Source organism: Methanocaldococcus jannaschii DSM 2661, assembly GCF_000091665.1.
GTDB classification, from domain to species: Archaea; AGJL01; Methanococci; order Methanococcales; family Methanocaldococcaceae; genus Methanocaldococcus; species Methanocaldococcus jannaschii.
Genome location: NC_000909.1, coordinates 1,211,811 through 1,228,256, shown reverse-complemented (window position 1 = coordinate 1,228,256; position 16,446 = coordinate 1,211,811). Strand labels below are relative to the sequence as shown.

Annotated in this window: 15 protein-coding genes and 1 pseudogene; 6 read left to right on the top strand and 10 right to left on the bottom strand. The window is 31.3% G+C overall.

Translation table 11 applies throughout. From position 1 onward, the window contains the following. Window positions 1-262: 262 nt before the first annotated feature. Complete coding sequence (locus tag MJ_RS06850) at window positions 263-3,310, bottom strand: hypothetical protein (protein WP_064496777.1); 3,048 nt, start codon at window positions 3,308-3,310, stop codon at window positions 263-265. Between the two features lie 16 nt (window positions 3,311-3,326). Further along, window positions 3,327-3,800: a hypothetical protein gene (locus MJ_RS06845; protein WP_010870793.1), complete on the bottom strand. Its 474-nt coding sequence runs from the start codon at window positions 3,798-3,800 to the stop codon at window positions 3,327-3,329. A 193-nt stretch (window positions 3,801-3,993) separates the two neighbouring features. Between MJ_RS06845 and MJ_RS06840 the strand changes: the two genes are divergently transcribed. From MJ_RS06840 to ilvD, 5 genes are all read left to right on the top strand, one after another. After that, window positions 3,994-4,539 carry a hypothetical protein gene (locus MJ_RS06840; protein WP_064496776.1) on the top strand — a complete coding sequence of 182 codons (546 nt, stop codon included), beginning with the start codon at window positions 3,994-3,996 and terminating at the stop codon, window positions 4,537-4,539. Beyond that, window positions 4,540-5,079: a hypothetical protein gene (locus MJ_RS06835; protein ID WP_010870791.1), complete on the top strand. Its 540-nt coding sequence runs from the start codon at window positions 4,540-4,542 to the stop codon at window positions 5,077-5,079. 123 nt (window positions 5,080-5,202) lie between these two features. After that, complete coding sequence (gene leuD, locus MJ_RS06830) at window positions 5,203-5,709, top strand: Isopropylmalate/citramalate isomerase small subunit (protein ID WP_010870790.1); 507 nt, start codon at window positions 5,203-5,205, stop codon at window positions 5,707-5,709. Window positions 5,710-5,730: 21 nt separating this feature from the next. Beyond that, on the top strand, window positions 5,731-5,868 hold the full coding sequence (locus tag MJ_RS09515; RefSeq protein ID WP_162484760.1) for a hypothetical protein: 138 nt from the start codon (window positions 5,731-5,733) through the stop codon (window positions 5,866-5,868). Window positions 5,869-5,950: 82 nt separating this feature from the next. Beyond that, window positions 5,951-7,612, top strand: a complete 1,662-nt coding sequence (ilvD, locus tag MJ_RS06825) for a dihydroxy-acid dehydratase (protein ID WP_064496775.1) — start codon at window positions 5,951-5,953, stop codon at window positions 7,610-7,612. A gap of 880 nt (window positions 7,613-8,492) precedes the next feature. Here the strand turns inward: ilvD and MJ_RS06820 are convergent. Then, window positions 8,493-9,659 (bottom strand): cation:proton antiporter, encoded by a 1,167-nt coding sequence (locus tag MJ_RS06820; protein ID WP_010870788.1) that lies wholly within the window; start codon window positions 9,657-9,659, stop codon window positions 8,493-8,495. A 122-nt stretch (window positions 9,660-9,781) separates the two neighbouring features. Here MJ_RS06820 and dph5 point away from each other — a divergent pair, with 122 nt between their 5' ends. Then, entirely contained in the window at window positions 9,782-10,555 is a 774-nt protein-coding gene (dph5, locus tag MJ_RS06815; protein ID WP_010870787.1) for a diphthine synthase, read from the top strand. A gap of 16 nt (window positions 10,556-10,571) precedes the next feature. On the opposite strand, the gene MJ_RS06810 is transcribed toward dph5, so the two are convergent. From MJ_RS06810 to MJ_RS06780, 7 genes and pseudogenes are all read right to left on the bottom strand, one after another. Beyond that, on the bottom strand, window positions 10,572-11,624 hold the full coding sequence (locus MJ_RS06810) for a bis-aminopropyl spermidine synthase family protein (protein WP_010870786.1): 1,053 nt from the start codon (window positions 11,622-11,624) through the stop codon (window positions 10,572-10,574). After that, window positions 11,624-12,115, bottom strand: a complete 492-nt coding sequence (locus tag MJ_RS06805) for a 6-carboxytetrahydropterin synthase (RefSeq protein WP_010870785.1) — start codon at window positions 12,113-12,115, stop codon at window positions 11,624-11,626. The genes MJ_RS06810 and MJ_RS06805 overlap by 1 nt, the downstream gene beginning before the upstream one ends. Beyond that, window positions 12,112-12,624 (bottom strand): homoaconitase small subunit, encoded by a 513-nt coding sequence (gene hacB / locus MJ_RS06800; RefSeq protein WP_010870784.1) that lies wholly within the window; start codon window positions 12,622-12,624, stop codon window positions 12,112-12,114. Before hacB ends, MJ_RS06805 begins: the two co-directional genes overlap by 4 nt. Before the next feature lie 205 nt (window positions 12,625-12,829). After that, window positions 12,830-13,867 carry a branched-chain amino acid ABC transporter permease gene (locus MJ_RS06795; protein ID WP_010870783.1) on the bottom strand — a complete coding sequence of 346 codons (1,038 nt, stop codon included), beginning with the start codon at window positions 13,865-13,867 and terminating at the stop codon, window positions 12,830-12,832. A 21-nt stretch (window positions 13,868-13,888) separates the two neighbouring features. Then, window positions 13,889-14,800, bottom strand: coding sequence for a branched-chain amino acid ABC transporter permease (locus MJ_RS06790; RefSeq protein ID WP_064496774.1), 912 nt, complete (start codon window positions 14,798-14,800; stop codon window positions 13,889-13,891). A 68-nt stretch (window positions 14,801-14,868) separates the two neighbouring features. Next, window positions 14,869-15,581 (bottom strand): annotated as a pseudogene (locus MJ_RS06785) (branched-chain amino acid ABC transporter ATP-binding protein). Window positions 15,582-15,602: 21 nt separating this feature from the next. Then, a complete protein-coding gene (locus MJ_RS06780; RefSeq protein ID WP_064496773.1) occupies window positions 15,603-16,364 on the bottom strand; it encodes an ABC transporter ATP-binding protein in 762 nt (253 codons plus the stop codon). Between the last annotated feature and the right edge of the window lie 82 nt (window positions 16,365-16,446).

Here is a 16,446-nt window from a genome sequence, read left to right as displayed (position 1 = left end):
CTTCGAGACGAAATGTTGATACTAAATATTAACGAAGTTTGGATTTTGGGGCTGTATCTGTTCAGTCCTAAGTCTGATGAACTCATAGTGAAGGGAATGGTGCTCCCGATGAAGCTATGGGCTGAGGACAACCCATTTCCATAGCTTACCGATTCGTATAGTAAGTTATTAAATGCTATGGTAAGCTATGGAAACGGGAAACAGTATTCATCACTACATTATGTATTTTAAAATGTTTGCAAAAAATTACATATGTATTTTATTACCAATTAGTTCCAAATAGATAGAGCTTGTTGTTTGTTGTATAAACCCTAAACTCTACACGTCCATTTTTTGAATCCCCACTATCTCCTCTATAAATATACTTTCCAGCAAATGGGACACTTATGCTATAATATTTATCATAAATTTCATCGTAATATACATTTTTTGGCTCGAATTTAACTATATATATTGAATTTCCATTTTCGTCATATACAGAGTTCCCTTCTGCATCTTTTTTAGCTTCAAACTCTATATTGTAGGTTTTTATCCATCCATCTCCAGCCACTTCCACTTGTGTCCCAAGCCAATTGTAGTTATGACATATTGACAATCCAGTAACTCCATCAATATTTAAGCCACCTTCATAGTTTCTTGCAATATAGTAAATATCCGAATTATCTGATTCAGATTTAATTTTTATATCTGTATAATATACCTTACTTCCATCATAATATACCAATAATCCAGAACCTGTATCAAAAGCATAACATTCAATATTTGTTTTTAAAGAGTCAGTTATTTTAAACTCATCTGGCTCTCTTTTATAAACAGTTATTATATAAAGCCCATTTTCTGTTGCCACTATTATATAATTCCTAAAATCACTTCTTGCATCTATTATATTACCATTAAACTCAAACTCCTTAATTTGCACAGGTGGGAATGGTTCATCAAATCCATCTTCATATTTACTGTTATAAGCCCAATCTTCAAACTTATCTTTCTCCATAGTAATTAAGTAAAGTTTATTTCCTTTCCAACCAATAACTATTTTGTAATTATTTTTATTATCCTCTGCTCCAGCCATCAATTCATCAACATCCACATTTGCTACCACAACATCTTTTTTAATTTTAGCTAAATCAATTTCAACATTTCCTGTTTTATCCATTATTGTTTCTTTTGGACAGTCAAATATTACATGATGCAACTTTCCATTATCATCCTCTATAAACCACCCCGCTCCATAAAAGTCATCACATACTGCTTTTACATTGTAAGGCATTTCTATTAAAATTATGTCATCAACATCGGCATCGAATCCCATATTATCGTTATATGTGAAATATCCATACTCTCCTCCACTAAATCCAAAACACCATATTTTATTTCCATCTATAATTATTGGATTTCTAAATTCACAAGGGCTATATTTCCAATCTTCAAATGTTACTTTCTTATTTCCAAAGTCGAACATAACTCCATCCATTCCTGCAACTTCGAGTTCTTTCCATGTTAAAGGTAATTCATAAGTGTTGGTCTCTTTATCTTCATTTTCAAACTGCTGTTCGGTCTGTTGTTCATTTTCTACGTTGGTTTGTTGCTCTTCATTAATTTGGTTTTCTTCTTCTTCATTTACATTTTCACAATTTTCAAGTTTTTTCAATCCAATCCAATCAGAACTTACAAGAGTGTATCCATCATACTCACCAAACTCATCTTTGTCAATAGTAAGTGTGGTTGTTACTCTATTTCCATCCACTTCAATATTATAATCTGTATATCCATAGTTTTCATAATCATTTTCTATAATATATTTTCTTTTTTTAGCATATTCATCATCAATACATATCCAAAGTCCCTTAATTACAATTTTATCTCCCTCATCATAATAAAATTCCCCTCCATCTGCATCAAACTGATTGTATAATTTGAATGCAAAATATCCTTTTGGCATTTCATTTATTATCTCTCTTATATTTTCATCTTCAGTTACCAAATTATTTTTTCCATTTATAGCATCAATAACTTTTTCAACTCCTCCTTTTAATCCAAATATGAAATATCCTTTATAGTTTGTAGCTGCAAATTTGCCTACCATATCAGATACTTCTGTAGTATATACTAACAAAGTAGCTCCACCATAATATTCCTCATTGTAACTATAGCCCAATTTTTTTAAGTATTCTTTAGCAGTTAGTTTATCTGTTTTTATTAAATTGGCTGTTTCTAAGTTCATATAAAACTCAACATCATCTGGAGATAATCCATAGCACTTTAATATACTGTTTAACTCATCATACACGCCCTTTCCCTTCACCACTTTAGAAAACTTTCCTACATCCACATAGCTCGCCCAAAACACATTTGGGATTAAATTATATGGCTCTTCAAGATTGATATTTTTATTAACTTTGTTGGTATTATCGTGGTTAAATTCACTTTTCTCTTTAGTTTGTGTATTGTATTCATTTTCAGTATTGTATTTTATTTCATTTCCAAAATTTAAACCAAGTTTGTTAGCATAATCTCCTAAGAATTCCTCTTTACTCATTATTACCTTTGCTACAACTATATTGCCATCCCTATCTATATCGTAATCTTTGATGTTTCCATTATCTAATTCATCCTCTAATTCCTCTTTTACATATTCATACTGCTCTTTTGCATCATCTACGTCATTATATACGGCAACAACATCAAACTCTACATTTCTTCCCTTAAGGTATATAAAAGCGCCATAATACCCCTTATAATTTCTTCCGATATTTGCTATTACATAATCGTCATCTACTTTACTTAACATGTCCTTAATTTCCTTCTTCTCTGTTATCGATGGATAGTCCCCTTTTATTGTGTCTATAACTCTTTTTACATCTTCAGTATTTCCATGAATAAGGTAATTTTTGTATTTTGCAACAGCATAATTGTGATTTTCATTTATAAGCATATTTGCTCCATTATATTTTTCTTCTTTATAATCTAAGCCAAGTTCGTCCATGAATTTATATTCATCTAAGCCATATCCCTTTAATACATAAGTATTGTCTGCTTGGATTGTGTATTCAATATCATCCACACTTAAACCATACTTCCCAATTAACTCCTTATATGCATTTACTATTTCACTATTCTCTCCCAATAAATCAACAAATCCTTCTGTTTTAGTATATACAACTTTTTCAGATGATTTTGGAACAATATCTAATGGTGATGATATAGATTTTTCAGATATTTTTGACTCTTCATAACTTCCTTCCTCTGAAACACAACCAGCAAATAGGACAGCAATCGAAATAGTCAAAATAATAACAAATTTTTTCATAAAAAACACCTCCTCTTTAATAGTCGTCGTCTCCTCCATTATCAAAGTCATCAACAACATCTTCAACAAAGTCCTCTGCCTCTTCCACAATATCATCAATTATATCTTCTCCCTCTTTTACAATATCTTCAACCTCTTCTTTAATCTCTTCACCATATTCTGCTACTCCATAACCAGTTACTGCTCCAGCTCCAAAGGCAATGGCTTTATCTATTAAACTATCATCTTTATCACCCTCTTTTTTTCCTCTTTCATCATAAATGTCGTCATCGCCATAATCATGGACATAGACATCTTTAGTTACATAATGGTGATGATAAACATCATGACTTCCATAACCTCTTTTACTTGATGAGCTTCCATGTCTAACTTGATATGGTTTTGGCTTCTTTTTTGGAAATAGAAGTTTTTTTATCAGCCAAATTCCAAAAATTAAAATTAAAAGCCCAATTATGGCAAAAATTATGAGTAGAGTTAATATTAAATTCATATTTTCACCTATATATTTAAATATACAAATTTTTATATTTAAAACTAATATAAAATTTTAAATTTTTAAGCAATATACCTGAATACAGTAGAAATTTTTATATAGTTGAATGGATACCTAATAAATACTTTAAAATTATTTCTATAAATAGTTTAAAGTATTAAAAATTTTATTATGGCAATTGGTGATTTTAATGGATAAGAGGTTTATAGAATTAATAAAAAAAGGTTGGAAATTAAAAAATGAAGAAAATAAAGCAACATATATTGATGAAGTTTTTTTAGGGGCAATAATAACAACATTAACTGACAATGGATATGTTTTAATGGACATCGCTTCAAATGGAAACTTCCATTACTTTATGTTTGAACATTTAGAAAGCTGGGATAGAATAAAAATAGTTGCTGAAGTGCTTCCCCACTCATTAACAGATGTCAAAGTTATAGGGGCGAGGATGTTTATTGAATTTTCTTATGGGGTTATGATTAAAGGAATCCCACCATCCTTATTTGGTTTAGGATTAAAAGGATACCTATCTCAAATGCTATCAAACATTGGAAGTATTAGATATGAGTATGATGGTTATTATACTTTTGTAAATTGTGCAACTTATTTGCTAATAAACGATTACATTGACTTTGACACGCTAACGATTGATTGGGAAAAACTAAATAATGATATAAATGCAATAATATCCTCTCTTGCTAAATATTTAGAAATTCATAAAAAGGTGGAATAAATGGGAATTTTTGATTTAGCTAAAAAAATAACTCATTCAAGAGAATACACTAAGAGCATTGACGAGATATTCGTTGGTGAGTTAATAAATTTTATGTATAAAAATGGAGCTGTTTTAACAGAAATTAACTCACCAACAGAAAGCTCTCACAGCTTAACCTTCAAATTTGTAAATCATCCGGTCTTACACATACTTAGGATTACGGTAGATAGAAAAATTGAGGGGATGGCGTCAAAAATTCTTGGTTCTCAGTCAGTTTTAACATTTGAAGCAGTAATTAAAAATGACTTGGTTGAACCAAATGATGTTTTAGTTATGTATCAAACTGATTTTAAAAATATGTTTAAAATTCCAATATTTGGAAAAGTTAAAATAAATCATGATTTGAACTACATAATAGCAACAACAACATATATTGAAGATTTAGGAAAATATATAAAATCAGATAGAATAGAAAAAGAAGCCCTTAGGGAAGAATTGGAGAAGATATTAAATACATTAGTTAAACATTTAGAGCCATTAAAAAAGAAGTTTGACTAATGTTATTTCTATTTTCTTATATTTAGATTTTCATATTAAACAATACAGAAAACAAAACTTATTTATTCACTTACTTTTTATTTTAGTTATAATCTACATTAATCATATTCAAAAGGTGAAATAATGAGAAGTATAATAAAGGGAAGAGTTTGGAAGTTTGGAAATAACGTAGATACAGATGCTATATTACCAGCAAGGTATTTAGTTTATACAAAACCAGAGGAATTAGCTCAGTTTGTTATGACTGGGGCAGACCCAGATTTTCCAAAGAAGGTTAAGCCAGGAGATATAATAGTTGGAGGAAAGAACTTTGGATGTGGTTCAAGTAGAGAGCATGCCCCATTAGGATTAAAAGGAGCTGGAATCAGCTGTGTTATTGCTGAGAGCTTCGCAAGAATATTTTATAGAAATGCCATAAATGTTGGATTACCATTAATTGAATGTAAGGGCATTTCAGAGAAAGTCAATGAAGGGGATGAGTTAGAGGTTAATTTAGAGACTGGAGAGATTAAAAACTTAACCACTGGAGAGGTTTTAAAAGGTCAAAAATTACCAGAATTCATGATGGAAATTTTAGAGGCTGGAGGATTAATGCCATACTTAAAGAAAAAGATGGCTGAAAGCCAATAATTTTATTTTTTGGTGGTAATTATGGCTACACAGACGATAACTTTAACTTTTGAAATTCCAGAATTTATTGATAAAAATAAATTCAAAAAGGAGCTTGAAAATTTCATCAAGAAAAAAATCTTGGGAGAGAAATTCTATAAACTTATGGAAAAGGTGTAGATGTTGAAAAAATTGAAAAAGAATGTGAAGAATTTAGAAAAAAATTCAAATTCAGAAATTGAATTTTATGAAGAGGGAGAAGATGATAAGTGATAGAGTAAAAAAAGGATTAAAAAGAGCTCCAAATAGAAGTTTATTAAAGGCTTGTGGATATACAGATGAGGAATTGGAGAGACCATTTATTGGAGTTGTTAATAGCTTTACCGAAGTTGTTCCTGGGCATATTCATTTAAGAGATATTGCTGAGGCAGTTAAAAAAGGAATTTACGCAAATGGAGGAACTGCCTTTGAATTCAACACAATGGCAATATGTGATGGAATAGCAATGGGACATGAGGGGATGAAATATTCCTTACCTTCAAGGGAAATTATAGCAGATACTGTAGAGAGTATGGCAAAAGCTCATGGATTTGATGGATTAGTTTTAATTCCTTCATGCGACAAAATAGTTCCTGGAATGATAATGGGAGCTATAAGAACTGGATTACCATTTATAGTTGTTACTGGGGGGCCGATGTTTCCTGGAGAGTTGAGAGGGAAAAAGTATGATTTAATTAGTGTATTTGAGGGAGTTGGAGCTTGTGCAGCTGGAAAAATTACAGAGGAAGAACTTAAAGAGATTGAAGATATTGCCTGCCCAGGAGCTGGTAGTTGTGCTGGACTATTTACAGCAAATACCATGGCTTGCTTAACAGAGGCTATGGGCCTCTCTTTGCCATATTGTGCAACATCACATGCAACAACAGCAGAGAAGATAAGAATAGCTAAAAGAAGTGGGATGAGAATAGTTGATTTAGTTAGAAACAACATAACTCCAGATAAGATTTTAACTAAGGAGGCATTTGAAAATGCCATTTTGGTAGATTTAGCTTTGGGTGGTTCAACAAATACAACTCTACATATTCCGGCAATAGCAAATGAGGTAAAGCCAAAGTTCATAACATTGGATGACTTTGATAGATTATCTGGTGAAGTTCCTCACATAGCTTCTTTAAGACCTGGTGGAGAGCACTTTATAATTGACTTGCACAGAGCTGGAGGAATTCCAGCTGTTTTAAAGGTTTTAGAGGAAAAAATAAGAAAAGAATGCTTAACAGTTAGTGGAAAAACCATTGGAGAAATAATTAAAGAGGTTAAATACATTGATTATAGTGTAATAAGACCTGTAGATAATCCAGTTCATGAAACAGCTGGTTTGAGAATATTGAAAGGAAGCTTAGCTCCTAACGGAGCAGTTGTTAAAATCGGAGCTGTAAATCCAAAAATGTATAAGCATGAAGGGCCTGCAAGAGTCTTTGATAGTGAGGAAGAGGCAGTTGATGCTATATTGGGGGGAGATATTGAGAGAGGAGATGTTGTGGTTATCAGATATGAGGGGCCTGCAGGAGGGCCAGGAATGAGGGAAATGTTGGCTCCAACTTCAGCAATATGTGGAATGGGGTTGGATGATTCTGTCGCTTTAATTACAGATGGAAGATTCAGCGGAGGAAGTAGAGGACCGTGTATTGGGCACGTTTCTCCAGAGGCAATGGCTGGAGGTCCGATAGCGATAGTTGAAGATGGAGATATTATAAAAATAGACATGATAAACAAGAAGTTGGATTTAGCTTTAGATGAAGAAGAGATTAAAGAGAGATTAGCCAAATGGAAAAAACCTGAACCTAAGGTTAAAAAAGGTTATTTAGCAAGATATGCTAAGCTTGTAAGTTCAGCTGATGAGGGAGCTGTATTAAGATATGATTAATAGAGATTTCTTTATGCTTATTGTATTTTTTACATAATATTTTTATTACCAATTTATAATTTTGTCGTAATACACTAGGACTAGGATTTTTAATTTTATATGGATTTGGAAAGTTTATCTCGTTCAATACATTTATAATTAGGAAAAACCCATTTAAAATCTGATATCATTATTTTTAACCTTTTTTATCTAATTTCTAAGGGTAGCTTATTTTAAAAATTTTATTTATTTGGATTTGTTAAATTATAGGGATTTTTAAAAAATTCTACTTAATTGTTTTTATTTTGAGATTTCTCCAATGATTAATTTTTATTTTGAAAATCAAATATTTTAAAAACCAAGTTTATACCATAGAGAAAAGTTTAAATATTGGTTAATGGTATATAAATAAAAGGTGAAACCTACCCATCGGTAAAATGTGGGTAGTAAAATATAAATATCAGAAAGATTATAAAATAAATCATCTGATATGACCGCCTGTTAAAATCAGACCTCTTGGAGGATGGAAACCAATTGTCTAACTGCTTCCCCTAATCCTTCCTTTATATCCTCCGTTAAAATCAGACCTCTTGGAGGATGGAAACGTTAATTGCATTCTGATAGTTCATAAATGACACCATTGTTAAAATCAGACCTCTTGGAGGATGGAAACTTAATAAATTATTATTATTATTGTAATATATTAGTTCTCCTCGTTAAAATCAGACCTCTTGGAGGATGGAAATTATAGCTAAAAATATCAATATAATTGGGAATAAATTAATCTCCTGGTTAAAATCAGACCTCTTGGAGGATGGAAACCTTTATGAACTCTAAATCACTCTCATTGAGATTTCCTGTAGTTAAAATCAGGAATGGATGATATTAAGATTTAAAAAAATTAATTTTTAGCTTTTTTATTACATTTTGCAACAAATATATGCTTCACCACTATTGGAGTTATTGTAGCTGTTATTACAGAGAGAGCTACAATTGTTACAAATATTTCATTTCCTATTAAACCAAGTTCTCTTCCAATTGATGCTGCTACTAACGAAGCTGAAATTTTTGGAACTGTTAATAAACCTCCAATAGTATTTTTTATTCTATCAAAACCTAAAATTCTTAAAGCGATAAAACCAGAGATAAATTTTAACGCCACTGCTGAAATTAGTGTGATTAATAAAAGCTCTAAGTTACTTAAATTAAATATAACTCTTATATTTGTCTCCATTCCTAAAACTAAGAAGAATATTGGTATAAAGAAACCATAACCAATTGCATTCAAATTTTTGTTTAGAAGTTCATCATGCTCTTCTTTAGTTAAAGCTTCACTAACAGCAACACCACAGATAAAAGCCCCAACTATTGGATGAATTCCAATAACCTCCCCAACTATTATGGCAATGAATATAATAAATAAAACATAGTGTATTCTTTGAGCGTGAAGCTTTTCAAATACTCCAAGGATATTTTTGGATAGTGATGGGATAGCTAAAAGTAACACACCAATGTATAAAACTGTCTCTAATAAGAATGTTCCCACATTCTCTCCACCAATCCCTAACTTTATAACTACTGATAATAAAAGAAGAGTAAATAAATCAACGATAATTGTAGCACTTAAAATTATAGTCCCCAATCTTGTTTTAACCATTTTCAGCTCTTCTAATATTGCATAAACAATTGCTACAGAATGAGACGCAAATATTACAGCATATAACAAACTCCCAATAAATCCAAGACCTAAATACTGCCCAATTAGGTAACCTCCAACACCAGGGATTAGTAGTGAGAATAAACTTAAAATTAGGGAGTTCTTAAACTCTTGTTTTAAAGTTTCATTATCTACTTCAAGTCCTGCTAAAAACATTAACATAATCGCTCCAAAATCTGCAAGTATTTTTAATGTCTCATCCACCTGCAATATATTTAACCCATAAGGACCTATAATAATCCCTGCAATCATAATGGATGTTATGGCAGGGATGTTAAACTTCTTTAATAGATTAGGCACAATGAAGATTATTGATAATATTATGAAGAACACATAATAATAACTTTCCATTACCCCACCATCAAAATTTTAATTGTTTAGGTTAGAGGGCTATTTTAATATATAACCCTTTTGCTGGAACCATTCTTAGTCATTCTAAAAGTTTTGAAAGACATGAAAAATTGGTGATATAAATGCTAATCTTAGCGGGTTTAGGATTGTATGATGAAAATGACATGACCTTAAAAACCTTAAAATTTGCCAAAAAAGCTGAGAAAATCTATGCTGAATTCTACACTGCAGTTTTAACTGGAACTACAACTGAAAAAATAGAAGAGGTTTTAGGTAAAAAGATTCATGTTTTAAGTAGGAAAGATGTTGAATACAATGGATATAAGTTGATAGAAGAGGCAAAGGATAAAGACATAATGTTTTTAACTGCTGGCGACCCAATGGTTGCTACAACACACGTTGATTTAGCAATAGAGGCAAAAAAGAAAGGGATTGAAGTTTTAATAATAAATGCTCCATCCATATATTCAGCTGTTGGAATTACTGGATTGCAGTTGTATAAATTTGGTAAAACTACATCAATTGTCTTTCCAGAAGAAAACTACTTTCCAGAAACTCCATACAATGTAATAAAGGAAAACTTAGAGAGAGGGTTGCATACTCTCTGCTTATTGGATATTAGGATTGATGAAAATGAAAAGAGGTTTATGACAGCAAATGAAGGATTAAAAGTGTTGTTAGAATTAGAAAATAGAAAGAAAGAAGGAATTATAAATGAAGATACAAAGGCTGTGGTGGTTGCAAGAGCTGGAAGTTTAAAACCAAAACTTGTCTATGGGAAGATAAAAGATTTAATTAATTATGATTTTGGTGAGCCTTTGCATTGCATAATAATTCCAGGAAAACTTCATTTTATGGAAGAAGATGCATTAAAATATTTATGTGAAAATATTTAAAAATTTTAAAAATTTTTTATGTTGTTGAACTTTCAGCATCGTTGTATAACTCATCTCCAACATCAACTTCTTCTTCAAATCCTCTGCTATCCTTCAATGTCTCTATTCTGAACATATAGGATTTATACCAAATATCTTCTGGTTTTTTCTTTACAGGAGCTAATTTCCAAGCTCTTGTTTCTTCTTCATAACCCCAATTTACATAGTGGTTGAAATTCCTTATTATGTCAGTTATAACCACATTGAAGTCGTTTATCAATGTTCTTTGAATTTCTCTCCACTTATCCAATGAACTCTCTCTTCTTGTAATTCCAAAGTAACCAGCTCTTCTCTCTCCTTTTAATGCTGATATTCCTCTACCAATGAATGTTTTTACAGCATAAACTGTTTCTGGTGGGTCTGTTATAAAAGTATCAAACGCTCTGCTGTATTTCTCTGGAAGTGGTTTTCTTAAATCTAAGGTTATAACTTCTATATTTTTGTAATTTAATTGCTCAGCAACCTCTTTTATGAAGTTGATTAATCTATCGTCAATATCAACAACAACTATTTTTTTTGGAAGATTTGAGAGCATTAAAGCAATACTTGTTAAGTCATCATCCCCTAAAACTAAAACATCCTTATTGAATAAATCTCCTCTTGAGTTCATTAAAGCGATTCTTGAAATTGTGCATTCTGGTGTAACGAAACCTTGGTCGTATTCGTGTTTTGGCATTGGTCTATTTTTAACAATCTCTTTAAATCTCTCTAATAAATCTTGGTAGTTCTTTAAAGAAACCCCCCTCCCTTCACAGCATTCACAAACACTATTATCTTTAGCTCCAATTCCATAGGATTTTATAAATTCATTTCCTTTTTCAGTAAATTCTATTCCATTACTTATCTTTACTAATCCCTCCTCTTCTAAAATTCTTATAATATCAGCAACTAAAGGTAATGGTTCCTCACTTAAATCAACAATCTTCCAAAAATCGTTGGTTGTTAAAATAGCTGACAAAACATTCTCAATTGATTTGTCATATACTGGAATCTCTGACTTTGCTCTAACCTTCTCTAAGATTCTTTCCATTATTTCACCTCTAAGTATTTTCTATAGCAAGCTCCCTGTCCTATTCCCTCATTGATAGAGACCTCTATCCAATTTATATTAGAAAAACCGAGATTTTTTAATCTATCTGCTATTTCATTGGCAAAATATATTGCTAAATCTTCAGCTGTAGTTGATGGAATAGGTAATAAAATGACATCCTCAACAGGAATACTGTATTCTTTATTCTCATATTTAAAGTATAGGGTTTTATCTCTTAACTCATAATATACATGTTCATGATTTTTTGGAAGTATTAATTTGTGGTCTAATTCATCACAAATCTCTTTTACAATTTTTTTAATTATTTTAAAATCACATACAAATTTGAAGTCTCCAGCCCTCTCTCCATAAAGTTTTACATCTACATAATAAGAATGTCCATGTATAACCCCACAAGTTGGATGTCCAAATACAATATGGGCTGATGAAAACCTTAAACCTGCATGTAGTCCATTTAACTCCAACATCATGTTTTTACACCTTTTTTTGATTGTATTAGTTTTCTCTTTTTTAAATAATTGACTAAGCCACCAGCAGCCAATATTTCTCTTTCTAAACCTTTTGGTGTTTCACACTTTATTGTTTTGTTTTTATTGGTTATTACAATCTCTTCTTTATCTAAATCAATCTCTACTATGTCTCCGTCTTTAATTTCATCTGTATTTGCTATTATTGGTATTAATCCAACGTTTATTGCATTTCTATAGAATATTCTTGCAAAGCTTTTTGCTATCACAGCCTTAATACCACAGTATTTTATTGCTATTACAGCCTGCTCCCTACTTGAACCACAACCAAAATTCTCTCCAGCAACTATCACATCCCCCTCCTTAACCTTTTTCGGGAAGTTTTCATCTATCCCTGCCATGCAGTGTGAAGCTAACTCGTAAGGGTCTGTAGTCCTTAAGTAAGGTCCTGGAATTATTGCGTCTGTATCTACATCATCCCCAAATTTGTGAGCTCTTCCCTTAATAATCATTTCTTATCACCACAAAAATATTTTATCTTAATTTTAAAAATTAAATTTCAAAAGAGCTGAAAATGTTCAAATAAAAATATTCTTTAGGAAATATGGTATCTTTCAGAAATTAATAAAATTTATTAATGGGTATTATAGGAGTTTCTATATATTTACTTCAGAATGATAAAAACATTTATTCTCGGGAGAATTCTATTATATTTAGTTATTTGCCACTAATTTCCATGATTTTCTTTTTCATTGGTGGAGTTATAATTGGTTTCTCTGGAATTAAGCCAGATGGCTTGTAGTAGAGGATAAGAAGCATTAAAACTCCAAATAACATATATGAAAGCCAGACGGGCTCAAATGGAATACCTAATGCATATTTTATATTATATTTGTATATATCTAATAAGACCTTAACTATCACATAACATAAAACCCCTAAAGCAACTCCTTTGTTATTTCCCTTTCCTCCCAATAATACCATTAAAAATGGGAAGAAAGTCCAATCTACTCTTGTAAATGCATTAGCAATGATATTTACAGTATATAATGAATACAAAACCCCTGCAATTGCTCCAATTGCAGAACCAATTGCCATTGTTTTTATTCTTAATTTCATTATATCTCTACCAAATGCTTTAACTGTATTTTCATTTTCTCTCATAGCCCTTAATACTCTACCAAATGGAGTATTCAACAATCTTTCAAAGAATAAATAAACTAAGAAAGCAATAAATAATACAATCCATGCAAATACCCAACCTCTATATTCTCCAGAGACAAATGCTAATATATCTGGGGTTGAAATTCCATAATAACCACCAATTATATTTAAGTTATATGTGCAGATTAAAAGAACTGCTTCACTTATAGCTAATAAGGTAATTCCTAAATAGTCCTCCTTTAATTTAGCACTTGGTAAGATAAAGATTGCCCCAACTACAAAACCAAGAATTGAAGCCAATATTATTGCTAATATTAATATTCCAATCCCAACTATTGGATTTGAGGCAATTAAATTGTTTATAGCAGATGTTGCATAAGTAGTTCCAGTGATAAAATCTCCTCCAATACCGAAATATAGCATTAACAACCTATCTAAAATTCCCCCAACTGCAATAGCTCCAACCAAAACTGATAATGCCTTACCAAAGTTTGGAATTCCTGCATAACCAAATTCCATATTTAAGGAAAGAGAAACAATATAATAAAGCCCAAACCACAATAAAATCATGGATATTAAATCAATACTCATATTTTCACCCCATAAGTTAAATTATGAAGTAGATAATAATCTTTTTAACTTTTTCCAATCGACTCCAGTAATTCCATAAGGTGCTATTAATAATGTTGCTATCATTATTATTAAGGAGATAACCTTTCCATAAACCAAAAATCCTGTTCCAAATGCTGATGCTAAATAATAAGTTATTAAACTCTCAGATATTCCAATTATATAGCCCCCTATTAATGCTCCACTTATATGCCTTAAACCTCCAACAATACTTGCCGCAAAGATTGAAATAATAATTAAATCCCCAGTGGCTGGAACAATCTCTTGCATGAAAGGTAAAAGCCCACCAGCAACTCCAGCTAAAGCTCCAGAAAGAATCCAAGAAAATAATCTTGTTTTTTCAACATCAATTCCCATAGTTTGAGCTAATGAAGGATTCTCCATTGAAGCTCTCAAAGCAATACCAAACTTTGTTTTATACAGGAGGAGATAAAGTCCAATTAATAGTAGTATAACTACGAAGGTTGAAACAAATAAAATTCCTTTAAATCCAAATAATGAAAAATCCAAGTTTGCAAAAACGAATTTTGCTTGAGTAGAACCAACAATTTGACTTAATATTTCAGAGTAAGCCCCAATAACACCCAATAATATTAAATCTATAGCAAGAGTTGCAATCATTAAAATCTCTACAGAGGCATTTCTTTTTATCAAGGGCTTTAAAGCTAAATAAGTTATTAAACCAACAATTGCCCCAACAACAAATAAAACTGGTAAAGAAAGATAAGGACAAATACCAAACAACTTTAATAATGTTAAAGCAACATAACTCCCAACTATCGCATAACTTCCCTGAGCAAAGTTTGGAACGTTTGTTGTTATATAAGTTAGAGTTAATCCCAAAGCCAACAAAACCAAAAGGTTGGAGTATATAATAGCTCCTTCTAAAATCATTTTCTCACCTAAATCTTTTAGTAAAAGCTTGACCAAATGTGTTCATTAGGTTTTATAAAAATTATACCTTATACAGCAGTTATTCCTAATGAATATTCCTTAAATTTCTCATGGTTTAACAACTCTTCTGCTGTTCCCTCAAATGCTACTCTTCCACTTACAAACATATAGCCGTTATCACTAATCTCTAAAGCTCTCTTAGCATTTTGCTCAACCAACAAAATTGTTAGTCCAAAGTTATCCCTCATCTCAATAATCTTTTCAAATATCACTTCAGCGAGTTTTGGTGACAATTGAGCAGTTGGTTCATCTAACATTAAGACCTCAGCATCCCTAACTAAAGCCATACCCATGGCTAAGAACTGCCTCTGTCCTCCACTAAGCGTTCCTGCCTTTCTCTTTAAAATGTCCTTAAGCTCTGGGAATACACTTAAGGCTATTTCAATTCTTTCCTTTACCTTATCTTTATCTAATACATAACCAGCAATTTTTAAGTTCTCCTCTACGGTCAAATTAGCAAATACATTGTTTGTTTGTGGTAAATAAGCTATTTTCATCCTTGCTTTTTGATGTGGAGGGACTTTTGCTATATCTTTATCCTTAAATATAATCTCTCCAGAATATATTTTTGTTAAACCAAACAACGTTTTTAAAAATGTGGATTTTCCACTACCATTAGGTCCAACAACTGTGGTAATTTTCCCTTTTCTATTTTTGCATTCACATCAAATAGTATCTGCAATTTTCCATAACCAGCGTTTAGATTTTTTACTTTTATCATATTAATCACCAAGGATTTTATTTATTCTCCAATGTAAATTTCAACAACTTTTGGGTCCGATAAGACATTCTTAATCTCCTCTTCTCCCCTACCTTCAGCAATAATCTGTCCATTAAACATAACATACAAGTGGTCTATATAGTTCAAAACAATATCTAACCTATGCTCAATAATTAGGAAAGTTATTCCTTTAGCTTTTAATTCAAGGACGTGATTAAATATATCGTGAGCTAAACCTGGAGCAACTCCTGCTATTGGCTCATCCATAACAATCATTTTTGGATTTGTCATCAAAGCTCTTCCAATCTCAACAAGTTTCATCTGCCCTCCACTTAACTCTCCTGCCTTTCTATCATATAGATGGGATAATTTTAAAAATTCCAATATTTTGAATGCCTTTTCAACCATTTCTTCCTCTTTTGGAATCCATTTTTTATAGAATAGGGAATTTAAAGGGCTTTCTCCCGGATTAATCTCTCCTATTAACAAATTTTCTAAGACCGTCATCTCTTTTAATGGCTGAGGTGTTTGAAAAGTTCTAACAATTCCGTAATGGTAGAGTTCTGCTGGTTCTTTGTTGGTTATATCCTTATTTTCAAAATAAACTCTCCCCTCATCTGCCTTTAAAAATCCTGTAATAACATTTATTAGGGTAGATTTTCCACTTCCGTTTGGTCCTATGATTAACGTAACATCTCCCTTATTTACACTTATAGAAACCCCGTCTAAAGCTTTAAACTCTCCAAAATATTTTACAATATTTTCTGTCCTTAAAATCTCCATTGTATCCCTCAAAAAAATGATAAAAAGTTTAAAGAATAAAATTTATAATCTTAGAACTTGCATATCTTAAAAATTTAAAAAA